The organism is Azospirillum sp. B21 (genome assembly GCF_008364825.1).
Taxonomy (GTDB): Bacteria; Pseudomonadota; Alphaproteobacteria; order Azospirillales; family Azospirillaceae; genus Azospirillum.
This window is the reverse complement of the sequence record NZ_VTTO01000001.1, coordinates 735,915-760,200: the sequence shown is the minus strand read 5'-3', so window position 1 is coordinate 760,200 and position 24,286 is coordinate 735,915. Positions and strand designations below refer to the sequence as shown.

The window sequence follows — 24,286 nt, the reverse complement described above, 5'->3', positions numbered from 1 at the left end:
TTGCGGGTGAAAAAGGGGGTATGTGTACCCCCTTTGCCGTCTGCTTCACTTGATCACTTCGCCAGATCGACCAGAGCCTTGACCGTATTCTCTGCGCCCTCGGCGATCTGGAGCAGATTGGCATCCAGCATGTAGCAGGGCGAGGTGACGATCTTGAGCCCCGGATCGACCACGATCTCGCCATGGGTGGTGGTGCGGTGGATGGCGCCCATCGTCTCCAACGCGGCGGCGGTGCCGGGGTCGTTGCCGATTGTCAACTCCACCCCCTGCTGGCCCAGGATCTTGGCGAGGATGGCCGGTGCGATGCACAGCGCGCCGATCGGCTTGCCGGCCGCGCGCATGGCGGCGACGGCGGCGACCACCTGCGGGTTGACCGAGCAGTCGGCACCCTTGAAGGCGAAATCGCTAAGGTTCTTGGCGGCGCCGAAACCGCCGGGGAAGATCAGCGCATCGACGTCGCCGGCCGAAAACTCGCTGAGCGGGGCGATCTTGCCGCGGGCGATGCGGGCCGATTCGACCAGCACGTTGCGGCCCTCGCCGGTCTCCTGGCCGGTCAGGTGGTTGACGACATGGGCCTGCGGGATGTCGGGGGCATAGCACACCGCGACCGCCCCCACCTTGGCGATGGCCAGCAGGGTGCAGACCGCTTCGTGGATTTCCGTGCCGTCATACACGCCGCAACCCGACAGCACGACGCCGATGCGCAAGCTCTTGTCCGCCATAGGATGTCTCCGAGTTTGGATTTGCCGCCAAGCTAACGCAGGCGGACGGCCGCGCCTACCACGCCAACGGCCGCATCGTCCCACCTGTTGCGCGGATGCATCGGTTCCGGACCGCTTTCGGAAGGCGCGTCGGCCGTGCTAGGACTGCCCGCCTGTCCCGTCTGCAGATCGAGTCCAGCCATGTCCACCGCCGTCCGTTTCGCCCCCAGCCCGACCGGCCGCATCCATGTCGGCAATGTGCGCCTTGCGCTCGTCAACTGGTTGTTCGCGCGCAAGACCGGCGGCAGCTTCATGTTCCGGCTGGACGACACCGACGAGGAGCGCTCCACCCAGGAATTCGCCGACGGCATCGCCGCCGACCTGACTTGGCTCGGCCTCACCTGGGATCGCTTCGCCCGCGAAAGCGACCGCTATCCGCGTTATGACGAGGCGGCCGCCGCGCTGAAGGCCGCCGGCCGGCTCTATCCCTGCTACGAGACGCCGGAGGAGCTGAACCTCAAGCGCGCCAGTCTGGTGTCGCAGGGCCGCCCGCCGATCTACGATCGCGCCGCGCTGCGCCTGACCGACGAGGACCGTGCCCGGCTGGAAGGCGAGGGACGCAAAGCCCATTGGCGCTTCAAGCTGAACCTGACTTCGGTGGAGTGGACCGACCTCGTCCGCGGGCCGGTGCGGTTCGAAGGTGCGGCGCTGAGCGACCCGGTGCTGATCCGCGAGGATGGCCGGCCGCTCTACACCCTGACCAGCGTGGTCGATGACGCCGATTTCGCCATCACCCACATCATCCGCGGCGAGGACCATGTCGCCAACACCGCGGTGCAGATCCAGATCTTCGAGGCACTGAACGCTGCGGTGCCCTCCTTCGCCCATCTGCCGCTGCTGACCGATGCCGGCGGGCAGGGGCTGTCGAAGCGGCTGGGCAGCCTGTCGGTCGGCAGCCTGCGCGACGAGGACGGTATCGAGCCGATGGCGGTCAACAGCCTGCTGGCGAAGCTCGGCACCTCCGACCCGATCGAGGCGCGGCTGACGCTTGACGAACTGGTGGCGGAGTTCGACCTGTCGAAGATCGCCCGCGGTACCCCGAAATTCGATCCGGAGGAGCTGGGCCGGCTGAACGCTCGCATCCTGCACCTGACGCCGTTCGAGGCGGTGGCCGACCGGCTGGAGGCGATGGGCCTGACCGGCGCCGACGCCGTCTTCTGGGAAGCGGTGCGGCCCAATCTGGCGCGGCTGAACGACGCGCGCGACTGGTGGGCGGTGACCCATGCGCCGGTGACGCCGCTGGTCGAGGATGCCGGCTTTCTGGACCAGGCGGCGGCGCTGCTGCCGGACGAGCCTTGGGACCTCGGCACCTGGGGCGCCTGGACCAATGCGGTGAAGGGGGCGACGGGGCGCAAGGGCAAGGAGTTGTTCCTTCCTCTGCGCCGGGCCCTGACCGGGCGCGACCATGGACCGGAATTGAAGAACCTGCTACCCCTGATCGGACGGGCGCGCAGCCTCCGGCGACTGGCCGGCGAAGCCGCCTGAAACCTCTTTTCGTACAGGAGTTCGGACCGTGCCGTTGGACCTCTACAACACGCTGACCCGCCGTAAGGAGCGCTTCGAGCCGCTTCGCCCGGACCATGTCGGCATGTATGTCTGTGGTCCGACCGTCTACGACACCGCCCATATCGGCAATGCCCGGCCGGTGGTGGTGTTCGACCTGCTGTTCCGGCTGCTGTCGCGGCTCTATCCGGCGGTGACCTATGTCCGCAACATCACCGATGTGGACGACAAGATCATCGACCGCGCGCGGGACAGCGGCGAGCCGATCGACGCGCTGACGGCGCGCACAACCGACCTGTTCCATGCCGACATGGACGCGCTGAACGCGTTGCGCCCGACCATCGAGCCGCGGGCGACCCAGCACATCGGTCAGATGATCGCGCTGATCGCCACACTGATCGAGCGCGGCAACGCCTATGCGGCGGAAGGGCATGTGCTGTTCTCCGTGCCGTCGATGCCCAGCTATGGCCAACTGTCGCGTCGTTCGCTGGAGGACATGATCGCCGGCGCGCGGGTGGAGGTGGCGCCCTACAAGCGCGACTCCTCGGACTTCGTGCTGTGGAAGCCCAGCACGCCCGACCAGCCCGGCTGGGACAGCCCGTGGGGCCGCGGCCGTCCGGGTTGGCACATCGAATGCTCTGCCATGGCGAAGGAGCATCTGGGCGCCACCTTCGACATCCATGGCGGCGGGCTGGACCTGATCTTTCCGCACCATGAGAACGAGATCGCGCAGAGCTGCTGCGCCAACGGCACCGACCGGCTGGCCCGCACCTGGGTCCACAACGGCTTCGTGACGGTCGAAGGCGAGAAGATGTCGAAGTCCCTCGGCAACTTCTTCACCGTCCACGACCTGCTGGACGAGTTCCCCGGCGAGGCGATCCGCCTGACCTTGCTGAGCGCCCATTACCGCCAGCCGCTGGACTTCACCCGCGAAGGGATCCGGCAGGCCAAGGGCACCCTCGACCGCTGGTATCAGGCCCTGCGCGGCGAGCCGGCGCCGATTGCGGCCGAGCTGCCGTTCGACGTGCTGGCGGCTCTGGAGGACGACCTGAACAGCCCGCTCGCCATCGCTCATCTGCACGAATTGGCGACCGCGGTGAACAAGGCGAAGAGCGATGCCGAGAAGGCCGCCGCCAAGGGCGCGCTGCTGGCGGCCGGCCGGCAGCTCGGCCTGCTGCAGCAGGACCCGGAGGCGTGGTTCCGCTGGGCGCCGACGGGCGAGGCCGAAGGGTTGAGCGACGCCGACGTCGAGCAGCTGATCGCCGACCGCAAGGCCGCCCGCGCGGCGAAGAACTTCGCCGAGGCCGACCGCATCCGCAAGGAACTGGCCGACAAGGGCATCGTTCTTGAGGACGGCCCGCAGGGCACGACCTGGAAGCGGGGGTGAGGTGGGAGGATCCCCTCTCCCCCCTGGGGAGAGGGTTAAGGTGAGTGGGGAGCGTGGCAGGCCTTCACCAAGAATCCTCCCTATGCGTCCCCCTCACCCCGTCCCTCTCCCCAGGGGGGAGAGGGAGTTGAGGTGGGAGAGGGCACCCGCTTCATTGTTCCTCCACCCACAACAAATCTTCGCCAACTCCGCAGATTATCGCGTGGATCGATCCGGCTAATCTCCTCTTCAGACGAAACGCGGTCGCAACCGACCGCCTGACAGAGGAGACCCTGACCATGATCGACACCCGCACCGCTCCCTATGCCGCTTTCCTGCTGCGCGTCGGCCTCGGCCTGCTTTTCCTGGCCCATGGCTTGGTTCTGAAGGTGATGACCTTCACCATCCCAGGCACCGTCGGCTATTTCGAGAGCATCGGTTATCCCGGCGTCTTCGCCTATCTCGTGATCCTGGGCGAGATCGGCGGCGGCCTCCTGCTGATCGCCGGTGTCTATACCCGCTGGATCGCGCTGGCCCTGCTGCCGATCATGATCGGCGCCACCCTGCAGCATGTCGGCAATGGCTGGGTGTTCAGCGCGCAGGGGGGCGGTTGGGAGTTTCCGGCCTTCTGGACGGTCCTGCTGGTGGTGCAGTCGCTTTTGGGTGACGGTGCCTTCGCGGTGAAGGTTCCGGCGCTGGGCACTCCCGCCGCCGGCCGGCGCGAACTCGCCTGATCCGGCAACGCGCACGCCGCCTGATGACGAACGAAATAGGGGAGGGGGCAGATTGCCGCCTCTCCCTTTCGTCGTTAAAGCCCTGCCAAGGCCCGGCGGATCGCCTCGCGGAAGGCATCCAGCGACGCGATGTCCAGCAGGAACAGCGCATGCCCGCGCGCATCGCCCGCCGCCAGCGCCATGTCGATGCGCACGAACAGCACGGGATCGGTGGCGGAGCCGATGACCGCCGCCGGGGCGCCGGCGCCATAGCCCGGAACCGCCCCCGACAATTCGCCGCCGATCAGGTTCGACAGGCTGGCGAGGCAGCCGTTCAGGATGATGTTGCCGATCTCCGTCAGCGCGTCCTGCTCCATCTCACCCGGCGCCTCGGCGGCAGGATCGACGGGGACCAGCCGGCCGACGAGGGCCAGCGTGCCGCGTTCGGGGAAGATCAGCATCGCTTCGCCGGTAAAAGGACCGGTGAAAGCGCCACGGACGGCGCAGACCGGCTGGTCGGCCTCCAGATCGCCGCCGACCTCCCGGGTGATGCGGGCGCGGGTCGACACGGCGAAGGAGGGCACCGACAAAAGCACCTCCTCCCCCAGCATGGTACTGAGGGCGGCGGCCGGTTCGCCCATGCCGATGTTGAACAGTTCGGCGATGGCGTCGGCCTCGTCGTCGTCCAGGCGCAGGGGATCCCCTGATGCGGGCTCTGCCATCGGCGTCACTGCCCGGCCGCGGCGAGGAAGTCGCGGATCTTGTCAGAGGTGATTGGCTTGGCGATGAAACGGACGCCCAGAGCCTCGGCCTTGCGCCGGAGCGCGTCCTGGACGTTGGCGGTCAGCAGGCCGATGGTGAGGCCGGTGAAGCGCTCCTTCAGCCGCTCGGCGAGCGCCAGACCGTCCATGCCCGGCATGTTGTAGTCGACGATGGCGGCGGCCGGCGGCACCTCTCCGACGATCTCCAGGGCCTCTTCGCCGCTCGCGGCCGTGACGATGGTCCAGTCGGGCCGCAGCGAGGCGATGACGCTGGAGACCATGTTGCGCGCCAGTCGGCTGTCGTCGACGACGAGGATGCTGGTCATGCCGATGATTCCGTCCTAAAGATTCCGTTCAGACCTCGCGGGTTTCTTACCGCAAACCGGTCCGCCCCACAACAAGGGGCCACGCAAAGAGCCTGAGTTCTTCAACCTTTACAGACTTCCGATATATCAATGTTCATCCAGGACAACACGGCGTCCGAGCTGGTTCGCCCGCCAAATCCCAGCCGGGTTCGTGCCGTGCTCGACACCAACATTCTGGTGGCCTATGCGCTGCTGGGCGACGCCGCCATCCGGCGGCAGGACGCGATTCGCCGCTGCGTGGAGCGGGTGCGTGAGGATGGCGGGCTGACCGGCAGCAGCGAAACGCTGGCGGAACTGGAGGAGGTGCTGTTGCGCCCGACCTTCGACCGCTACGCCTCCGCGGCCGATCGCCGCGTCTTCCTCGACCGCATCAGGGCGGAGACCGTTCTGGTGGAGCCGGCGGCGGTTGGGCGCCTGTGCCGCGACCCGGAGGACGACATGTTCCTGGCCGCCGCCGTCGGCGGATCGGTGCCCTGGCTGGTGACCGTCGACCGCCAACTCCTGTCGGTGCGCCGGGCCGGGGAGACGCGGGTGCTGCGGCCAGAACGGTTCCTGGACGCCCTGGATGTGGAGCGCTGATCGGGCAGGCCCACAGAATCCACTCGACAAACGGGACGCTCTTCCTAGAATGAAAAGAGAACACATCGCAAACCGCGAGTGAACGGGAATGGTTGCGGCGACAGTGACGCCGCGCCGATGGTGGAGTGCAGGGGGCATCTGCAGCGATGAGCGTCCAACGGCTTCTGTTCGACGACCTGCCGGAGACGGAACCGGTGCGCAAGCCGCGCCGCAGCCGGACGGCCGGCGCCGCGGCAACCATGGCCGCCCAGGTGGCGATCGACGTGGTGCGGGAGGCTGCTCCTCTGCCCAGGGCCGCGGTGCTCGCGGCCGGCGTCGCGACGCTGCCGCTGGCCCCGCCCGCCCCGCCACCTCCGCCCCCGGCGTTCGACCCGGCTGCGCTGTCCAATCCGGAATTGCGGGCGCTGGTGCAGGCGTTGCCCGACCAACGGTTGGCGCATCTGCTGATCGAAGCCGCGCGGGAACTGAAGCGCCGTGCCGCTCCCGATCGCAGCGATCCGGACGGCGATGACGGCAATATGCCGCAGGAGCCGAACCAAGCCCTGCTGCGGGCCGCAAGGCAGGCGGTGGGGGAATTGTCGGGTGACGACTTCTGATCGGCTGGGCGCTCTTGGGGGCACTCCTTAGTCAAGAAAGTTTCCGAGACAAACGGCGCGCCTTTATGTCATGATCGCCCTCAGCCCGCGTTTTACATGCCGCATCGCACAATATAGTGGCTGTCAAACGCCTTCGGGCCCGCCGAACCCACATGCGACGTCTCCCGGAGGGGGCTTTGGACTGGATCACTTGGTTGCAGGAATGGGGGAACGCCTTTTACCCGCTGGCCTTTGTCTGGGCCTTTTTTGAAGGTGAAACATTTGTAATCTTCGGCGGGATGGGTGCAAAGCTCGGGATCATCAATCTATATTGGTTGGTCGGCACGGTCTGGATCGGCAGCTTCATGGGCGATCAGGTCTGGTTCTGGCTCGGGCGCCGCTGGGGCAACAAGGCGCTTGCGCGCTTTCCCTCGGCCGAGGTGCATGCCAGCCGGGTGCTGCGCTGGCTTGAGAAATACGGCGTCGCCTTCATCCTGGTCTTCCGCTTCCTCTACGGCGTGCGGAACATCGCGTCGGTCGCCATCGGCACCTCGCGCATGCCGTGGTCGCGATTCCTGTTCTGGAACTTCATCGCCGCCGGCATCTGGGCCTGGAGCTTCGCCGGTGCGGGCTATCTGTTCGGCGAAGCCGCTGCCGCCATCGGCGAGGACGGTCCGAAGATCCTGGTACTGTCCGCTCTGGCCATCGGCGGCCTGTGGCTCACCATCAAGAGCATCCTCTGGGTCCGCCGCCGGGCGCTGGCAGCTACCAATCCAGCGGAGTGAGGCGCCTGACCTGAGAAGGTTGGGAGGCGTCCACCGGTCCTAGAAAGTCACACGAATCGAAAAGGGGCTGCTTCATCCGAAGCAGCCCCTTTTTTTGGTCTTACAGCTCGGCCGCCATGTAGGTCGGCAGCCAGTTTTCGTTGGCATCGCGCAGGCGCTTCAACGACACGATATCGCCGCCGCGGCCCGACAGCGCCGTGCCGCGGGTCTCACCCAGCACGGTGACCGGAACACCGGCCGCCTTGGCCTTCTCCTGAACCGACGCGGCGACGTCCGGACGGACGGCCAGGACGTAGCGGCCCTGATCCTCGCCGAACAGCACGCGCGGGGACGCGCCGTCGAAGGCGGTCAGATAGGCGCCGACACCGCCGGCCAGCGCCATCTCGGCGATGGTGACGATCAGGCCGCCGTCGGCCACATCGTGGCTCGACACCACCAGACCCTCGCGGATCAGGCTGCGGACGAAATCGCCGTTGCGGCGCTCCACCGCCAGATCGACCGGCGGGGGAGCCCCCTCCTCGCGCCCGAGGATCTCGCGCAGGAAGATCGACTGGCCGATGTGGCCTTTCGTCTCACCCACCGCGAGGATCACGTCGCCTTCATTTTTGAAGGCGATGCCGACGGCGATCATCGCGTCCGGCATGATGCCGACACCGCCGATGGCCGGGGTCGGCAGGATCGCCTCGCCGTTCGTCTCGTTGTAGAGCGAGACGTTGCCCGACACGACCGGGAAGTCCAGCGCCTTGCAGGCCTCGCCGATGCCCTGAACGGCGCCGACGAACTGGCCCATGATCCGCGGCTTCTCGGGGTTGCCGAAGTTCATGTTGTCGGTGATGGCGAGCGGCAGGGCGCCCACCGCCGACAGGTTGCGCCACGCCTCGGCCACAGCCTGCTTGCCGCCCTCGACCGGGTCGGCCAGGCAATAGCGCGGGGTGCAGTCGGTGGTGATGGCGACCGCCTTGGTCTGCCCCGGAACGCGGACGACCGCGGCATCGGCCTGACCGGACATGAAGCGGGTGTCGCCGCCGACGAGGCTGTCATACTGCTCCCAGATCCAGCGCTTGGAAGCGAGGTCGGGGCAGCCGAACAGCTTGGTCAGCGTGTCGCCCAGATCGGCGGAGTAGCCGGCCAGCACGCCGTCGTCGACGTCCGACGACTTCGGCGTCGGTTCCCACGGGCGGTTGTATTCCGGGGCGGCGTTGGACACCGGGGCGATCGGCATGTCGCACCAAGTCTCGCCATACATCTTGATGACGAGGTTGCCGGTGTCGGTCAGGTGGCCGATGACGGCGAAGTCCAGCTCCCACTTGTCGAAGATGGCCTTCGCCACCTCCTCGCGGCCGGGCTTCAGGATGATCAGCATGCGCTCCTGGCTTTCGGAGAGCATGATCTCATAGGGCGTCATCGCCTCTTCGCGCATCGGCAGGGTGTCGAGCGTCAGCTCGATGCCCAGGCCGCCCTTGCCGGCCATCTCGACCGAGGAGGAGGTCAGGCCGGCGGCACCCATGTCCTGGATGGCGACGATGGCGTCCGTCTCCATCAGCTCCAGGCAGGCTTCGATCAGCAGCTTTTCGGTGAAGGGGTCGCCGACCTGCACGGTCGGGCGCTTCTCCTCCGAATCCTCGGTGAACTCGGCCGATGCCATGGTGGCGCCGTGGATGCCGTCGCGGCCGGTCTTGGACCCGACATAGACGACCGGGTTGCCGATGCCGGCGGCGGCCGAATAGAAGATCTTGTCGGTCTTGGCCACGCCCACGGTCATCGCGTTGACCAGGATGTTGCCGTTGAAGGCCGGGTGGAAGTTGGTCTCGCCGCCCACGGTCGGCACGCCGACGCAGTTGCCGTAATGGGCGATGCCGGCGACCACGCCCGACACCAGATGGCGGGTCTTGGAATGGTCGGGCGAGCCAAAACGCAGCGCGTTCATGTTGGCGATGGGTCGTGCGCCCATGGTGAACACGTCGCGCAGGATACCGCCGACGCCCGTCGCCGCGCCCTGGAAGGGCTCGATGTAGGACGGGTGGTTGTGGCTTTCCATCTTGAAGATGACGGCGTCGCCGTCGCCGATGTCGACCACGCCGGCATTCTCGCCGGGGCCGCAGATCACCTGCGGGCCGGTGGTCGGCAGCGTCTTCAGCCACACCTTGGACGACTTGTAGGAGCAGTGCTCCGACCACATGACCGAAATGATGCCCAGCTCGGTGAAGGTCGGGGTGCGGCCCAGGATGTCCAGGGCGTTCCGGTATTCCTCGGCGGACAGGCCGAACTCCTTGGCGAGTTCGACGGTGACCGGACGCTCCTGCGCCTTGGTAGCTTCAGCGCTCACGACAGGGCCTCCACCAGACCTTCGAACATGGGCTTGCCGTCGGTGTTGCCGTGCAGGGCCTCCACCGCGTCCTCGGGGTGCGGCATCAGGCCCAGCACGGTGCGCTTGGCGTTGAAGATGCCGGCGATGTCCGTGATCGAACCGTTGGGATTGCCGCGCGGATCAGCGCGGGTCTCGTCGGCGAGGTAGCGGAAGGCCACCTGGCCCTCGCCGTCCAGACGCTTCACCGTTTCGGCGTCGGTCCAATAGTTGCCGTCGCCATGGGCGATCGGGTAACGGACGACCTGACCCTTGGCGTATTTCGCCGTGAAGGGGCTGTCGGTGTTCTCCACCCGCAGATGCTGGACGCGGCAAATGAACTTCAGCCCGCCGTTGCGCATCAGCGCGCCGGGCAGCAGACCGGCCTCGGTGATGATCTGGAAGCCGTTGCAGATGCCGAGCACCCGCACGCCCTGATCGGCCCGCGCCTTCACCTCGCGCATGATCGGCGAATGCGCCGCCATGGCGCCGGAGCGCAGGTAATCGCCATAGGAGAAGCCGCCGGGCACGACGATCAGGTCGACCTTGGGCAGTTCGGTGTCGCGGTGCCAGACCAGATGCGGCTTGGTCCCGCTGACGGCCTCCAGCGCGGCGACGGCGTCGCGTTCGCGGTTGGAGCCGGGGAAAACGACGATGGCGGCCTTCATGGGGCGGTCAAAATCCGGCGTCGTGAGGGGGAGGAGTTCGCGCCGGACACTAAAGCCGCCGCCCCGGCAAAGCAAGAGTCGGCCAAGGGGCGGCGGACTTGTGTGCGGCGCATTACATACCCGGCGCATCCTCTTCCGGGTAGGCGGTGATGTGGTGCAACGACAGGTCGGCGCCTTTGTACTCCTGTTCGGGGTCCAGGCGGATGCCGACGGTGACGCGCAGCAGGCCGTAGACCGCCAGACCGGCGGCAAATCCGAAGCCGGCGCCGCCCAGAGTGCCGATGATCTGGCTGAGGATCGACACCCCGCCCAGGCCGCCCAGCGCCTCCTGCCCGAAGACGCCGGCCAGCAGGCCGCCGGTCAGGCCGCACAGCCCGTGCAGCGGCCAGACGCCCAGCACGTCGTCGATCTTCCAGTCGATCTGGCATTTGTTGAAGGCCCAGACGAACAGCAGGCCCGCCACGCCGCCGGTGATCAGCGCGCCCAGCGGGTGCATCACGTCGGAGCCGGCGCAGACCGCCACCAGTCCGGCCAGCGCGCCGTTGTGGACAAAGCCGGGGTCGGTGCGGCTGATGACCAGCGAGGTGACGATGCCGCCGACCATCGCCATCAGCGAGTTCAGCGCGACCAGACCGGTCACGCCGTCCAGCACCTGCGCGCTCATCACGTTGAAGCCGAACCAGCCCACGCACAGCACCCAGGCGCCCAGGGCAAGGAAGGGGATGTTCGACGGCGGGATGGCGACCAGCGACCCGTTGGCGCGGTAGCGGCCGCGGCGGTTGCCGAGGTTCAGCACGGCGCCCAGCGCCACCCAGCCGCCGAAGGCATGGACCACCACCGATCCGGCGAAATCGTGGAAGGGCTGGCCGAAGGTCGCCGCCATCCAGCTTTGCAGGCCGAAGCGGGTGCCCCACACCGTGCCTTCCATCAGCGGATAGAACAGCGCGATCAGCGCCAGGGTTGCGCCGGCCTGCGGCCAGAAGCGGGCACGCTCGGCGATGCCGCCCGACACGATGGCCGGCACCGCGGCGGCGAAGGTCGCCAGGAAGAAGAACTTGACCAGATCATAGCCATAGGCCGCGAAGCCGCCACTTCCCTTGCCGACCAGCGTCTGGGCGTCGGTGAAGAAATCGATGCCGTAGGCGACGGTGTAGCCGATGAAGAAATAGGCGATGGTCGACATGGCGAAGTCCGACAGGATCTTCACCAGCGCGTTGACCTGATTCTTGCGCCGGACCGTCCCGACCTCCAGCAGGGCGAAACCGCAGTGCATCGCCAGCACCATCACCGCGCCCATCAGCACGAAAAGGACGTCGCCACCCGTCTTTGCCGCATCCATTTGCACAAACCTTCAGCAATCCGCCTAAAAAAGCGGCAAATTGCTATCAGATCGTGCAGATATGCGCAAGGGCGTAGCTGACGTTTGGATAGGCGGAGTGGCGGAAATGCAGCACAAAAAGCGGGCGAACCCGCTTTGGGTTGCCCGCTGTCCGCGCAAGAACGATGCCAAGTGATGAGGAAGCGGGCGGAGATACCCTCCGCCCGGCCGATCACATGCCTGCGATGGTCATGCCGTCGATGCGCACGGTCGGCGCATCCATGCCGAAACGCAGCTCAAGATCGTCGGCGGCTTCCATGTTCAGGAACATGTCCTTGAGGTTGCCGGCGATGGTGATCTCGTTGACGGGATAGGCGAGCTGGCCGTTCTCGATCCAGAAGCCGCCGGCGCCGCGGCTGTAGTCGCCGGTGACGCCGTTGACGCCCATGCCCATCAGGTCGGTGACGTAGAAGCCGTCCTTGATCTCCGCCAGCATGTCGGCGCGGCTGCGCTTGCCGGCCGCCATATAGACGTTGGCCGGGGCCGGGCCGGGCGGGCCGGAGGTGCCGCGGGCGGCATGGCCGGTGGTCTGCAGGCCGAGCTGCCGGGCCGACCGCAAATCGAGCAGCCAGGTGGTCAGCACGCCGTCCTCGATCAGCGTGCGGCGCTTCACCTCGACGCCCTCCGCATCGAAGGGGCGGGAGCGCAGGCCGCGCTTCACATGCGGATCGTCGACGATGGTGATGGAGGGCGCGAAGATCCGCTGCCCCATCTTGTCCTTCAGGAAGCTGGTGCCCCGCGCGATGCTGGGACCGCTGATGGCGCCGGTCAGGTGGCCGAGCAGGCCGCGCGACACCCGCGGGTCGAACACCACCGGCACCTTGCAGCTCTTGACCCGGCGCGGGTTCAGGCGGCGGACGGCGCGCTCGCCGGCCTCGCGGCCGATCTCCGCGGCATCGCGCAGGTCGGCGCCATAGACCTTGCTGTCATAGTCGTAGTCGCGCTCCATCCCCGTCCCGGTGCCGACGATGACGGAGGCCGACAGCGACTGGCGCGACACGCCATAGGTTCCGGCGAATCCGTTGGACGCGGCAATCGCGATGGTCGAGCGGCTCCAGCCGGCATCGGCGCCTTCGGAGTTGGTGACGCCCTCTACCGCCAGCGCCGCCTCTTCGGCGATGCGGGCGCGCTCGATCAGCGTTTCCGAGGACGGTTCCTCACTGTCGCAGATGTCGAGGTCGGGCCAGCTGCGGGCCAGCTGTTCGGGATCGGCGATGCCGGCGAAGCCGTCCTCCGGCACCACGCGGGCCATGGCGATGGCGCGCTCGACCAGCTCGTCCAGCGCCTTGGTGCTGCGGTCGGTGGAAGAGACGATGGCCTGCCGCTTGCCGACGAACACCCGAAGGCCGAGGTCGCCGGATTCGGACCGCTCCAGCTTTTCGGTCTTGCCCAGCCGCTGGGCGAGGGACACGGACGCGCTGTCGAACAGCACGGCGTCGGCGGCATCCGCCCCGGCGGCGCGCGCCTTGGCGATCAGGTCGTCCAGCAGGTTCAGGACCCCGGACGGATCCGTCCGGTGCTGGTCGTTCGGCGAAACGGTCATCAGGCTCTCCGGTTGGTCTCCTGTCTGTCTAGCAAATGGGAGGGCAACGCGGAACGGGGAAGAGGTTAAATGGCCGCCCGCCTGTATCGGCGGCCATGCGACGGGTGCGTTTGGTGGAATGGGGAGGCGGGGGAGGGGGCGCGGAGGCCCCCTCCGCCCTCAGCCCTCGATCTTCGAGAAGTCGGCGACCGCGTTCAGGGTCGTGCGGATCTGCGTCAGCAGGCGCAGGCGGTTGGCGCGCAGGTCCTTGTCCTCCGCGTTCACCGTCACCTTGTCGAAGAAGGCGTCCACCGGGCCGCGCAGCTTCGCCAACGCCGCCATGGTGCCGGTGAAGTCCTCCGCGTCCAGCAGCGGCTTGGCGGTGGCCGAGGCCTCGTTCAGCGCGTCGAACAGCGCCATTTCCTCGTCCTGGGCCAGACGCGCGGCTTCGACCGGCTGGTCGAAGGCGGCACCGTCCTTCTTCTCCTCGATGCGGACGATGTTGGAGGCGCGCTTGTAGGCCGCTGCCAAGTTGGCGCCCTCGTCGGAGCCGACGAAGGCCTGCAGAGCCTTCACGCGGGCCAGCAGCCGCACCAGATCGTCCTCGCCGCCGAGCGCGAACACGGCATCGACCAGATCGTGACGCACGCCCTGCTCGCGCAGTACCACCTTCAGGCGGTCGGCGAAGAAGGACATCAGGTCGCCGCCGACATTGCCGGCTGGGGCGAAGCCGCTGACCTTGTAGGCGCCATGGGCCGCGGCGAAGATCTCCGACAGCTTCACCCGCAGGCCGTTCTCAAGCACCAGCCGGATCACGCCCAGCGCGGCGCGGCGCAGCGCGTAGGGGTCCTTCGAGCCTGTCGGCTTCTCGTCGATGGCGAAGAAGCCGACCAGCGTGTCGATCTTGTCGGCCAGCGCCACCGAAACCGAGACCGGCGCGGTCGGGCAGCTGTCCGACGGGCCCAGCGGCTTGTAATGGTCGGCGATGGCGTTGGCGACGTCGGCGCTCTCGCCCTGGCCCAGGGCATAGTAGCGGCCCATGATCCCCTGGACCTCGGGGAACTCGCCGACCACCTCGGTCACCAAATCGGCCTTGCACAGCAGGGCGGCGCGGCTGGCGGCGTCGCTGTCGGCGCCGATGGCGCGGGCGATCTCGGCGGCCAGCAGCTGCACGCGGGTGACCTTCTCGGCCACCGTGCCCAGCTTGGCGTGGAAGGTGATCTTCTCCAGCGCCGGGACGCGGGCTTCCAGCTTGGTCTTGCGGTCCTGGTCCCAGAAGAACTTGGCGTCGGACAGGCGGGCGCGCAGCACGCGCTCGTTGCCGGCGACCACGGCCTTGCCGCCGTCCAGCGTCTCGGTGTTCGCCACGACGATGAAGCGCGGGGCCATCTTGCCGTCGGCGTCCAGCACGGCGAAATACTTCTGGTGGGTGCGCATGGAGGTGATGAGGACCTCCGACGGCACGTCCATGAAGCTCTCGTCGATGCCGCCCATCAGCACGACCGGCCATTCGACGAGGCCGGCGACCTCCTCCAGCAGGGCGTCGTCGGGCGACAGGGTCAGGCCCTGGGCCTTGGCCAGCGCCTCGGCGTCGGCCTTGATCTTGGCCTTGCGCTCTTCGCGGTCGAGCACGACCTTGGCGGCGCGCAGCTTCTCCTTGTAGTCGGCGAAGCTTTCCACCGTGAAGGCGTCGGGCGCCAGGAAGCGGTGGCCGCGGGTGACGTTGCCGAAGACGACGCGGCCCTGGGTGCCGCCGATGTCATAGCCGCCGTCGAGCACGCGCCCGCCGAACAGGGCGATGATCGAGTGCAGCGGACGGACCCAGCGCACGGTGCCGGTGCCCCAGCGCATCGATTTCGGCCAGGGCAGCTCGGCCATGGCGGCGGGGATGATCTCCGCCAGCACCGCGGCGGTCTCGCGGCCCTTCTTCTCGGTCACGGCGAAGTAGAACACGCCCTTACCGGTGTCGCGCTGCTCGCACTGGTCGAGGCTGTCGAGGCCGGCCGACTTCAGGAAGCCGGCGACCGCCTGCTCCGGCGAGCCGACGCGCGGACCCTTCTTTTCCTCGCGCACGTCGGCGGTGCGCTCCGGCAGCCCGTCGACCACCAGGGCCAGACGGCGCGGGGTGGAATGGGCGGCGGCCGTCGTGAAGGTCAGGCCGTTCGCCGCCAGCTTGTCGGTGACGAGGCGCTTCAGGTCGTCGGCGGCCCGCGCCTGCATGCGGGCGGGGATTTCTTCGGAGAAGAATTCGATCAGGAGTTCGGTCATGGGATTACTTCGCCCCCGTCCAGGCTTCGCAGCAGGCCTTGGCCAGCGCGCGCACGCGGCCGATATAGGCGGCGCGCTCGACAACGCTGATCACGCCGCGGGCGTCCAGCAGGTTGAACAGATGCGACGCCTTGATGCACTGGTCATAGGCGGGCAGCGCGAGGTTCTGCGCGACCAGCGCCTGGCACTCGGCCTCGGCGTCCTTGAAATGCTGGAGCAGCATGTCGGTGTTGGCGAACTCGAAATTATGCTTCGAATATTCGACCTCGGCGCGCTTGAACACGTCGCCGTACTTCACGCCCTGGCCGTTGAAGTCCAGGTCATAGACATTCTCCACGCCCTGCACATACATGGCGAGGCGTTCCAGGCCGTAGGTCAGCTCCACCGCGACCGGGTCGCACTCGATGCCGCCGACCTGCTGGAAATAGGTGTACTGCGTCACTTCCATGCCGTCGCACCACACTTCCCAGCCCAGGCCCCAGGCGCCCAGCGTCGGGCTTTCCCAGTCGTCCTCGACGAAGCGGATGTCGTGCAGCGCCGGGTCGATGCCGATGGCGCGCAGGCTGTCCAGGTACAGCTCCTGCGCGTTGGCCGGCGAGGGCTTCATGATGACCTGGTACTGGTAATAGTGCTGCAGGCGGTTCGGGTTCTCGCCATAGCGGCCGTCCTTCGGGCGGCGCGACGGCTGGACATAGGCCGCCTTCCAGGGATCGGGCCCCAGCGCGCGCAGCGTGGTCGCGGGGTGGAAGGTGCCGGCGCCGACCTCCATGTCGTAGGGCTGCAGGATCACGCAACCCTGCTCCGACCAGAACTGGTGGAGCTTGAGGATCAGGGCCTGGAACGACAGGCCGCGGCGGTCGGCGGAATTCCCGCCGTCGGAAGTCCCGATCTGGGAGGCCATGGACGGTCCACAATAGAAATGTTGAAAACGCGCCGCACGATAGGCGGGCGCCAGCGTCAAATCAAGCCGCAGCGCGGCAAATCGCGCCGCCGAGGCGTCCTGTCGGGATAGGGGAGGGCGGTTGCCGCCGTCAACGGCCGTAGGGGCAGGCCGGGCGGCCGCAGGACACGGCGGAGCGCGGGGCGACATAGGCGCCGCATTCCGGGCACTTTTCCATGTCCTCCGCTTCCGTGGCGGCATAGGGCTTGGCTTCGCGCGGCGACGGGCCGGCGGCGGGGTCGCGGCGGCCGTCCGGCCGGCGGGGGGTGGTGCGGGCGCGGCCGATCGCCTGGACGCGGTTGATCCAGCGCCAGCCGAACCACACGACGCCGATCACCAGCGCAAGGAGGAGAATCTTGGACAAGGACATCATCGCCGGCTACCCGTCTGCTCTTGCGCGCATTCAGCCCGCAGGTGACGGGAAGTCAAGGGAATAGGAGAGGGGGAGGGCCGCCGTCCCCGATAGGGCGACGGCCCGTCGGATCCGCCGCTTACTTCGCGGCGACGGCCGGGCGCCAGGTGTAGACCGGAGTGACGCCATAGGTGCGGGTCATGTCGGCCTGACGCAGGCTGCGCACCAGAACCTCCGCGCCGCTGGCGACGCGCACGTCGGTGCCCAGCAGGCCGCAATCCTCCGGCAGGATGTTGACGCACTGGCTGGCGTCGACACGGGTCAGCACGATGTCAAAGGGCAGGCCGTTGCGGGCGTAGACGCCGAGCAGGCCGGGGGCGGAGGTCGCCGTGCGCAGGGTGACCACGCCGGCCGGCAGCGCACGGTCGCTGGACGCGGTCGGGCGCTGGTTGTGGCTTTCGTCCCACACGGGCTTGCCCGAGGAATCCAGCTTGGACTGGGCCGCGGCACCGCCGCTGAAGCCGGCGACGGCCAGGGTCGCGCCGCTCACCGCCGCCAGGGCCAGGATCGCCATCCGAAACCGCAACATCGTTGTGCTCCGTACTTGTCTCTGTTCTTTTTGTCCGCCCGGACACAAGGAAGCGCCCGGGCATCGCACCCTTATATGGGATGCGACACGCGCCGTCGCCTTAGCCCAGAAAGCCTAGGGTGTTCGGTTAAGGTCACGCTGCGCAAGGGTGGTGCCGACAGTTCGCTCTGGACGCAGGTTTGATGCTTGTGAATGATATTTCTTGTAACCGTTGACGGATTTGTCATCGCCAACATGTTTCGGTTGTGAATGATTTGCCCATATCTTTTTGCCGGGCGATTTTTGAGAGGGTGTTCGCGGCATGGCTGCGCTTTTTGCTGAGGGTCGAGTCGGTGGGATGAAGGCCTCCATGGATGAACCGATGCTGGAAACCGCTCGTCTGATCCTGCGGCCGACCCGGGCGGAGGATTTCGAAGGCTGGGCGGCGATGATGACCGATCCGGAGGCGACCGAGTTCATCGGCGGCCTGCAGTCGCGTCCCGTTGCCTGGCGCGGCTTCCTGTCGATGGCCGGCGCTTGGTCGATCCAGGGCTTCGCCATGTTCTCCGTCATCGAGAAGGAGACCGGCCGCTGGGTCGGCCGGGTCGGGCCATGGGTGCCGGATGGCTGGCCGGGACCGGAGGTCGGCTGGGCGATCATGCGGGACTGCTGGGGCCGCGGCTATGCGGTCGAGAGTGCCGCCGCGGCCATCGACTGGGTGTTCGACCATCTCGGCTGGACCGAGGTCATCCATACCATCCATCCCCGCAACACGGCTTCGCAGGCGGTGGCACGCAGGCTGGGGGCCGAGGTGCGCGGAACCACGCTGCTGCCCGAGCCGGTCAACCCGCCCGAGGCCGACGTCTGGCACCAGACGCGCGAAGAATGGCGGGCGCGGCGGCGGACGGCCGTATTGGCCCGCTGAGGTCGCTTCCCCGTCCGAGTCGCGGCCTCCTGTTCCCGGCATCCTTCATACGTGTGCGTTTCAGACGGTCGTATCGCTCCTCATGACGATTGCGGGCGATGATTGGGGCGCTGCCCCGCCTGTTCTGCGCCATCCTGCCGTCTCGCAGGCGGGCCGAGCCTGCAATGGACGTTAAATTTCGGTGTCAGGCATAGATTCTTGTGTGTTTTCACTAGAATTTTTGCGGATTGCCTATGCTATTGGTTTAGCCGTTGCATTCCATTCGCAGCAATCCTATTGGCTGACCGATTGCAGGAGGGGCCCGTAAATGGCCAAGGAACAGGCACTCGCCCTCATTAAGCGCCTCGCCACCGACGGCGAATTCCGTAATCAGCTGAACGCCCTCGATATTCCGGGGAAACAGGCACTTCTGGCGCAGAGCGGGTTCGGCGGCGTCCTTCCCGATCATGTCCGCAGCGCCGCCGCCGACGCCTTCAATTCCTTGACCGGCAAAGAGAGCGGCTTGGACAGCGGCGTGGCGGTCGAATCGATCGCGACGGCTGCTTCAGCTTCGGCCACTTCGGCCTCTGCCACTTCTGCGTCCGCGACCTCCGCCTCCGCCACGTCGGCTTCGGCAACCTCCGCGTCGGCGTCTCCGGCACCCGCTTTCTCTGCCTCTGCGCAGTCCGCGTCGGCAACTTCGGCGTCGGCGACCTCCGCGGCGGCGCAGTCCGCGTCTGCGGTTCCGACCCCCGTGGCTTTCTCCGCGGTTGCTGCTCCGGCGTCTGCGCTCTCCGCCGCTGCACAATCCGCGTCTGCGGTTCCGACCCCGGTGGCCTTCTCCGCGGTCGCCGCGCCGGCATCCGCCTTCTCGGCTGCGGCGCAGTCGGCGTCGGCTGTTCCGGCTCCGGCCTTCTCTGCCGTCGCCGCTCCGGCATCCGCGTTCTCGGCTGCCGCACAATCGGCGTCGGCTGTTCCGGCACCGGCCTTCTCTGCGGTGGCTGCTCCGGCGTCTGCGTTCTCGGCTGCCGCACAGTCGGCATCCGCGGTTCCGGCCCCGGCTTTCTCGGCTGTTGCCGCTCCGGCATTTGCATTCTCCGCCGCCGCGCAGTCGGCGTCCGCTGTCCCCGCCCCGGCTTTCTCGGCCGTCGCCGCTCCTGCTTCGGCCTTCTCCGCCGCCGCGCAGTCCGCTTCCGCGGTTCCGGCCCCGGCTTTCTCGGCGGTGGCCGCGCCGGCATCCGCCTTCTCGGCTGCGGCACAGTCGGCGTCCGCTGTTCCGGCTCCGGCTTTCTCTGCCGTCGCCGCTCCGGCATCTGCGTTCTCGGCTGCCGCACAATCGGCGTCCGCGGTTCCGGCCCCAGCCTTCTCGGCCGTTGCCGCTCCGGCATCTGCATTCTCCGCCGCCGCGGCTCCGGCGTCTGCTCACTCCGCGTCGGCGATGTCGGCGTCGGCGACTTCTGCGTCGGCCACCTCCGCTGCGGCGCAGTCCGCGTCGGCGACCTCCGCCGCGGCCACTCCGGGGGCGTCGGCCTCCGCCTCGCAGGGGCCCGCAGCGGCGAGCGACGATCCCACCACCGAGGCGTGATAGGATCGGGGCCGGCCGTTCCTTCGGGAGACGGCCGGCCCCGCCCCTTGGCTTCCCGCGCTCTGCGGCGCCGCAAACCATTTCCACCCGAACCGGCCGGAGCCGCGAGTCCTGACCCATCCCATGGCTGACAGCGCATCGCCCGACACCGTCCATCCGGAGTTCCCCGGCATCCGCCTGGGCGACACCGTCCACCGCGCCGCCAAGCGCTTCTTCCTCGGCACCCACCGCACGGCGACGCCGGAAGAGACGCTGGCCCGCATCTCGCCCCATCTCGCCCGCTGCGGCATCACGCGGCTGGCCGACGTGACCGGTCTGGACCGCCTGGGCATCCACACGGTCATCGGGCACCGGCCGAACAGTCCAACCCTGTCGGGCAGCGCCGGCAAGGGCTTCAGCCTCGCCGCCGCGACCGTCTCGGCCGCGATGGAGGCGATCGAGTTCCACCATGCCGAGCATCTGCGCCTGCCCCATCTCGAGGCGGCGTGGAACGACCTGCCGGCCGACGGGCGCATCCCGCTGGACCGGCTGCCTGGGACCAAGCACGGCGCTTTCCGTCCCGACCGACCGGAGATCTGGACCTGGGGCTGGGATTTGATGAGCGGCCGTCCGGTCGCCGCGCCCTGGACCTCGGTCGGGCTGCACAGCATGCCGCCGGGCACCAAGCCGGGCGCGCGCAGCTTCTACGCCATGGGCACCAACGGGCTGGCCAGCGGCAACCATATCCTGGAGGCGGTCGCCGCCGGCCTCTACGAGGTGATCGAGCGCGATTCCGTCGCCTGCTGGCGCTATGCCGGCGACCGGCTGAACTGGCCGACGCCGCGGGTCGATCTGGCCAGCATCGACGCGCCGTCCGTCCGCGACCTGCTGCACCGTTTCGAGCTGGCCGGCATCCGCCCCCTGCTGTTCGACGTCACCACGGACATGGGCGTGCCGAGCTACATGGCCATCGTCTATGACCGCGAGCTGCGCAAGACCGGCATGAACCGCGGCTATGGCAGCCATCTGGAGCCGGCTGTCGCCATGTGCCGCGCCCTGACCGAGGCGGTGCAGTCGCGGCTTGTCCTGATCGCCGGATCGCGCGACGACTTCTTCCGCCGCGATCTGGTCCGCAACCAGAACGCCGACGGCAGCGCGGAGATCGCCGCGCTTGAGGCGACGCCGATCAACACCGATGGCCGCCGCCACCGGAACCATGCCACCCCGACCTTCGAAGGCGACATCACCATTCTGTTGACCGTGCTCCGCCGCGCCGGGATCGAGCAGGCGCTGGTCTTCGACCTGACCCTGCCGGAGATCGGCATTCCGGTGGTGCGCGTGCTGGTGCCGGGGCTGGAAGGCTATCAGTTCGACTTCTACACTCCGGGTACGCGTCCGCTGGCTTTCGCGGAGGCGCTGAAGGCGTATGCGGCTCAGGCGCAAGTGGGATCGGTGGCATGAAGATCTGTGTGTTCCTGGGGCCCACCATGCCGGTGGAGGATGCCCGTGCCATTCTGCCGGGCGCGGTCTTTCTGCCGCCGGCGGCGCAGGCCGACATCATCAGCGCCATGACCATCCACCGGCCGGACGTGATCGCCCTGATCGACGGGGTGTTCGGCCAGTCGCTGTCGGTCTGGCACAAGGAAATCCTCTATGCCCTGCACAAGGGCGTGGCGGTTTACGGCGCGTCCAGCATGGGCGCCTTGCGGGCTGCCGAATGCCATCCCTTCGGCATGGTGCCGGTCGGCGAGGTGGCGCGCGGCTATGTCGACGGCCGGCTGACCGGTGACGATGAGGTGGCGCTCGCCCATGCCGGGCCGGAAGACGGCTGGTTCCCGCTGTCGGAGCCGCTGGTGAACCTGCGCGCGAGCATGGCCGCGGCGCTGGCCGCCGGTGCAGTGGACCGGAGCCTGCACGACCGGGTGATCGCCGCCGCGAAGGCGCTGTATTTCACTGAACGCATCCGCGACCGCATTTTCGCCGAAGCCGGGCTGAGCCGGGAGGAAACCGACCGGCTGGACCGCTTCCTGCAAACCGGCGCGATCGACCAGAAGCGGCGCGATGCGGAGGTGCTGCTCAGCCATCTCGGCAGCCTGATCATGCCGCCGCGGCCGGCGCCCTTCGAGTTCAACGCGTCCCACTACTTCGACGTGCTGTACGAGCGCGACCGCCGCGTCTGCCATGGCGGCAACACCGTGCCACTGTCGGAGATCGCGTCCCACGCGGCCCTGCACCGGCCGGACTTCGCCGAGATCAACAACGCCGCGCTCGGCCGCCTGCTGATCCGCCAGTTCGCCGAAGTCATGGGCGTCACGGTGGACGAGGCGGCGGTGCGGACGGAAACCCAGCGTTTCTGTGCCATGCGCGGATTGGTGGGGGCGGAAGCGCTGGCCGACTGGTGCCGCCGCAACGACCTGACCGATGCCGAGTTCTCGGAACTGATGACCGAACTGGCCATCGAACGGGCGATGCGGCTCTGGCTGATCCCGCGCCGTTTCCTGGCGCGCACGACCAAGCCGGTGCTGAACGAGCTTCGGCTGCGCGGGCTCTATGAATCCACCGCCGAGGAGGCGGCGCTGGTCGACCGGGTGATGGAGCTGCATTTCGGCGACGCCAGCCGGCAGCCCAAGGAAACGGTGGAGCAGCTGTTGGCCGAGCATGTCGCCGGCACCGCCTGCCGGGTTGATGCGCCGGCCGACGTCTGGTCCTATGAATATGGCTTCAAGGACCTGCTGGACCTGCGCATCGACCTGATGCGGGCCAAACAGGTGCGCGACCTGTTCCGCCAGCTGGCGGTGGAGGCGGAAGCGGCGCTGGCTCAGGCGGCGCAGGAACCCTTGCCGGAAGAGGAGATGCAGACGTGACGACCGCAGAGGTGACCATCCGCGTGCCGACCCCGTTGCGCGGCTTCGTCGGCGGGCGCGATCAGGTGACTGTGCCGGGCGCCACGGTGCGCGAGGCGCTTGCGGCGCTGACCGCCGGGCAGGACGCTTTCCGCGACCGGCTGTTCACCGCCGAAGGCGAGCTGCGCCGCTTCGTGAATGTCTATCTCGGCCGCGACGACGTGCGGCGGCTGGGCGGGCTGGAGGCGGCCTTGCCGGCCGGCGCCACCCTGACCCTGATGGTCGCCCTGGCGGGCGGTTGAGGAGCGGTTCGTCATGAGCTTGAAGGACCGGCGCCTTGCCGACCTGCGTGCCCGCATCGCGGAAGTGACCGCCGCCGACGCGCTCGCCCTGCAGCGGAAGGGCGCGCTGCTGGTCGATGTCCGCGAGGACGAGGAGACGGCGACCGGCAGCCCCGCCGGTGCGCTGCGCCTGCCGCGCGGCTTTTTGGAACTGCGGATCGAGGAGAAGGCGCCCGACCCGGCGCGTCCCGTCCTGCTGATGTGCGCCGGCGGCACCCGGTCGCTGTTCGCGGCGGAGGATCTGCTGCGGCTGGGCTATGAGGATGTGCGGTCGGTGGCCGGTGGCTTCTCCGCCTGGAAGGCCGCGGGTCTGCCGGTGGAGGTGCCGCCGCAGCTCGACGCCGCCCAGCGCGAGCGCTACCGCCGCCACCTGACCATGCCGGAGGTGGGGGAGGCTGGGCAGCACAGGCTTCTGCGCAGCCGCGTTGCGCTGATCGGTGCCGGCGGGCTGGGCTCGCCCATCGCGCTCTACCTCGCCGCCGCGGGGGTCGGGCGCCTGACCCTGATCGACGACGACCGGGTCGAGCGCAGCAACCTGCAGCGCCAGATCCTCCATGCCGAAAGCCGGCTCGGCCAGCGCAAGGTGGAAAGCGGCCGGGCCGCCCTGCTCGACCTCAACCCGACCATCGAGGTGGTGTCGCACGACACGAGGCTGGAGGCGGCCAATGTGCTGGACCTGCTGGCTGGCCACGATGTCGTGGTCGACGGGTCCGACAATCTGCCGACGCGCTATCTGGTCAACGACGCCTGCCTGCGGCTGGGCGTGCCGAACGTCTATGGCGCGATCTTCCGCTTCGAGGGGCAGGTGTCGGTGTTCGGCGGCGCGGCACCGGGGCTGCGGCCCTGCTATCGCTGCCTGTTCCCGGAGCCGCCGCCGGCCGAATATGCCCCGTCCTGCGCCGAGGCCGGCGTGCTGGGCGTGCTGCCCGGCGTGATTGGCACCATCATGGCGGCCGAGACGATCAAGCTGCTGCTCGGTCTCGGCGAACCGTTGGCCGGCCGCCTGCTGCTCTATGACGGCCTGCGCGGCGAGTTCAACGAGATCGCGGTTCCGGTCGATCCGGACTGTCCGTCCTGTTCGGCGGGCGCACGGCCGGAGTTGAGCGACATCGCGGCGGTTTGTGCAGGGTGAACGGTGCTGGGGGGCATCCGCCCCCTCCCCACCCGAGGCAGGCGAAAGCCTGTG

Annotated in this window: 24 protein-coding genes; 11 read left to right on the top strand and 13 right to left on the bottom strand. The window is 68.2% G+C overall.

The features are described 5' to 3' along the window. Nucleotides 1-53: 53 nt before the first annotated feature. Nucleotides 54-722, bottom strand: coding sequence for an isoprenoid biosynthesis glyoxalase ElbB (elbB, locus tag FZ983_RS03670; protein ID WP_149222215.1), 669 nt, complete (start codon nucleotides 720-722; stop codon nucleotides 54-56). A 180-nt stretch (nucleotides 723-902) separates the two neighbouring features. Between elbB and gltX the strand changes: the two genes are divergently transcribed. From gltX to FZ983_RS03655, 3 genes are all read left to right on the top strand, one after another. Further along, nucleotides 903-2,246, top strand: a complete 1,344-nt coding sequence (gene gltX, locus FZ983_RS03665) for a glutamate--tRNA ligase (RefSeq protein ID WP_149222214.1) — start codon at nucleotides 903-905, stop codon at nucleotides 2,244-2,246. 28 nt (nucleotides 2,247-2,274) lie between these two features. After that, nucleotides 2,275-3,651, top strand: coding sequence for a cysteine--tRNA ligase (gene cysS / locus FZ983_RS03660; RefSeq protein WP_149222213.1), 1,377 nt, complete (start codon nucleotides 2,275-2,277; stop codon nucleotides 3,649-3,651). Nucleotides 3,652-3,929: 278 nt separating this feature from the next. Then, nucleotides 3,930-4,364, top strand: a complete 435-nt coding sequence (locus FZ983_RS03655; RefSeq protein WP_149222212.1) for a DoxX family protein — start codon at nucleotides 3,930-3,932, stop codon at nucleotides 4,362-4,364. A gap of 74 nt (nucleotides 4,365-4,438) precedes the next feature. On the opposite strand, the gene FZ983_RS03650 is transcribed toward FZ983_RS03655, so the two are convergent. After that, entirely contained in the window at nucleotides 4,439-5,065 is a 627-nt protein-coding gene (locus tag FZ983_RS03650; protein WP_149222211.1) for a chemotaxis protein CheC, read from the bottom strand. 5 nt (nucleotides 5,066-5,070) lie between these two features. Then, the gene (locus tag FZ983_RS03645) at nucleotides 5,071-5,430 is read right to left on the bottom strand and encodes a response regulator (RefSeq protein ID WP_014248551.1); all 360 of its coding nucleotides are present in this window, start codon (nucleotides 5,428-5,430) and stop codon (nucleotides 5,071-5,073) included. 129 nt (nucleotides 5,431-5,559) lie between these two features. Between FZ983_RS03645 and FZ983_RS03640 the strand changes: the two genes are divergently transcribed. The 3 genes from FZ983_RS03640 (at nucleotide 5,560) to FZ983_RS03630 (ending at nucleotide 7,408) form a co-directional block, all read left to right on the top strand. Next, complete coding sequence (locus tag FZ983_RS03640; RefSeq protein WP_149222210.1) at nucleotides 5,560-6,048, top strand: putative toxin-antitoxin system toxin component, PIN family; 489 nt, start codon at nucleotides 5,560-5,562, stop codon at nucleotides 6,046-6,048. Nucleotides 6,049-6,194: 146 nt separating this feature from the next. Continuing rightward, complete coding sequence (locus FZ983_RS03635) at nucleotides 6,195-6,644, top strand: hypothetical protein (protein WP_149222209.1); 450 nt, start codon at nucleotides 6,195-6,197, stop codon at nucleotides 6,642-6,644. Nucleotides 6,645-6,922: 278 nt separating this feature from the next. After that, nucleotides 6,923-7,408, top strand: a complete 486-nt coding sequence (locus FZ983_RS03630) for a DedA family protein (protein ID WP_247883554.1) — start codon at nucleotides 6,923-6,925, stop codon at nucleotides 7,406-7,408. A gap of 100 nt (nucleotides 7,409-7,508) precedes the next feature. Here the strand turns inward: FZ983_RS03630 and purL are convergent, their stop codons facing one another. From purL to FZ983_RS03590, 8 genes are all read right to left on the bottom strand, one after another. Beyond that, on the bottom strand, nucleotides 7,509-9,734 hold the full coding sequence (gene purL, locus FZ983_RS03625) for a phosphoribosylformylglycinamidine synthase subunit PurL (protein WP_149222207.1): 2,226 nt from the start codon (nucleotides 9,732-9,734) through the stop codon (nucleotides 7,509-7,511). Continuing rightward, complete coding sequence (purQ, locus tag FZ983_RS03620) at nucleotides 9,731-10,420, bottom strand: phosphoribosylformylglycinamidine synthase subunit PurQ (protein ID WP_149222206.1); 690 nt, start codon at nucleotides 10,418-10,420, stop codon at nucleotides 9,731-9,733. The genes purL and purQ overlap by 4 nt, the downstream gene beginning before the upstream one ends. A gap of 112 nt (nucleotides 10,421-10,532) precedes the next feature. After that, entirely contained in the window at nucleotides 10,533-11,759 is a 1,227-nt protein-coding gene (locus tag FZ983_RS03615) for an ammonium transporter (protein ID WP_149222205.1), read from the bottom strand. 211 nt (nucleotides 11,760-11,970) lie between these two features. Continuing rightward, a complete protein-coding gene (locus FZ983_RS03610; RefSeq protein ID WP_149222204.1) occupies nucleotides 11,971-13,341 on the bottom strand; it encodes a metallopeptidase TldD-related protein in 1,371 nt (456 codons plus the stop codon). A gap of 159 nt (nucleotides 13,342-13,500) precedes the next feature. Further along, on the bottom strand, nucleotides 13,501-15,588 hold the full coding sequence (glyS, locus tag FZ983_RS03605) for a glycine--tRNA ligase subunit beta (protein WP_149222203.1): 2,088 nt from the start codon (nucleotides 15,586-15,588) through the stop codon (nucleotides 13,501-13,503). A 4-nt stretch (nucleotides 15,589-15,592) separates the two neighbouring features. Next, the gene (locus tag FZ983_RS03600) at nucleotides 15,593-16,489 is read right to left on the bottom strand and encodes a glycine--tRNA ligase subunit alpha (RefSeq protein WP_149222202.1); all 897 of its coding nucleotides are present in this window, start codon (nucleotides 16,487-16,489) and stop codon (nucleotides 15,593-15,595) included. A 130-nt stretch (nucleotides 16,490-16,619) separates the two neighbouring features. Beyond that, nucleotides 16,620-16,898, bottom strand: coding sequence for a hypothetical protein (locus FZ983_RS03595; protein WP_247883584.1), 279 nt, complete (start codon nucleotides 16,896-16,898; stop codon nucleotides 16,620-16,622). 121 nt (nucleotides 16,899-17,019) lie between these two features. After that, nucleotides 17,020-17,469, bottom strand: a complete 450-nt coding sequence (locus FZ983_RS03590) for a hypothetical protein (RefSeq protein WP_149222200.1) — start codon at nucleotides 17,467-17,469, stop codon at nucleotides 17,020-17,022. Between the two features lie 349 nt (nucleotides 17,470-17,818). On the opposite strand from FZ983_RS03590, the gene FZ983_RS03585 reads away from it, so the two are divergent. Next, on the top strand, nucleotides 17,819-18,373 hold the full coding sequence (locus FZ983_RS03585; protein WP_149222199.1) for a GNAT family N-acetyltransferase: 555 nt from the start codon (nucleotides 17,819-17,821) through the stop codon (nucleotides 18,371-18,373). Nucleotides 18,374-18,817: 444 nt separating this feature from the next. Here FZ983_RS03585 and FZ983_RS33980 read toward each other — a convergent pair whose 3' ends face one another. Continuing rightward, nucleotides 18,818-18,976 carry a hypothetical protein gene (locus FZ983_RS33980; RefSeq protein ID WP_188092234.1) on the bottom strand — a complete coding sequence of 53 codons (159 nt, stop codon included), beginning with the start codon at nucleotides 18,974-18,976 and terminating at the stop codon, nucleotides 18,818-18,820. A 798-nt stretch (nucleotides 18,977-19,774) separates the two neighbouring features. Further along, complete coding sequence (locus tag FZ983_RS33975) at nucleotides 19,775-19,924, bottom strand: hypothetical protein (RefSeq protein ID WP_188092233.1); 150 nt, start codon at nucleotides 19,922-19,924, stop codon at nucleotides 19,775-19,777. Between the two features lie 136 nt (nucleotides 19,925-20,060). Here FZ983_RS33975 and FZ983_RS03580 point away from each other — a divergent pair, with 136 nt between their 5' ends. Genes FZ983_RS03580 through moeB form a run of 4 tightly spaced genes read left to right on the top strand, consistent with a single transcriptional unit; the run spans nucleotide 20,061 to nucleotide 24,232 of the window. Next, entirely contained in the window at nucleotides 20,061-21,377 is a 1,317-nt protein-coding gene (locus FZ983_RS03580; protein ID WP_149222198.1) for a YcaO-like family protein, read from the top strand. After that, nucleotides 21,374-22,780 (top strand): TfuA-like protein, encoded by a 1,407-nt coding sequence (locus FZ983_RS03575; protein WP_149222197.1) that lies wholly within the window; start codon nucleotides 21,374-21,376, stop codon nucleotides 22,778-22,780. The genes FZ983_RS03580 and FZ983_RS03575 overlap by 4 nt, the downstream gene beginning before the upstream one ends. Continuing rightward, on the top strand, nucleotides 22,777-23,061 hold the full coding sequence (locus FZ983_RS03570; protein WP_247883553.1) for a MoaD/ThiS family protein: 285 nt from the start codon (nucleotides 22,777-22,779) through the stop codon (nucleotides 23,059-23,061). The genes FZ983_RS03575 and FZ983_RS03570 overlap by 4 nt, the downstream gene beginning before the upstream one ends. Before the next feature lie 13 nt (nucleotides 23,062-23,074). Continuing rightward, a complete protein-coding gene (gene moeB / locus FZ983_RS03565) occupies nucleotides 23,075-24,232 on the top strand; it encodes a molybdopterin-synthase adenylyltransferase MoeB (RefSeq protein WP_149222196.1) in 1,158 nt (385 codons plus the stop codon). The last annotated feature ends 54 nt before the right edge of the window (nucleotides 24,233-24,286 follow it).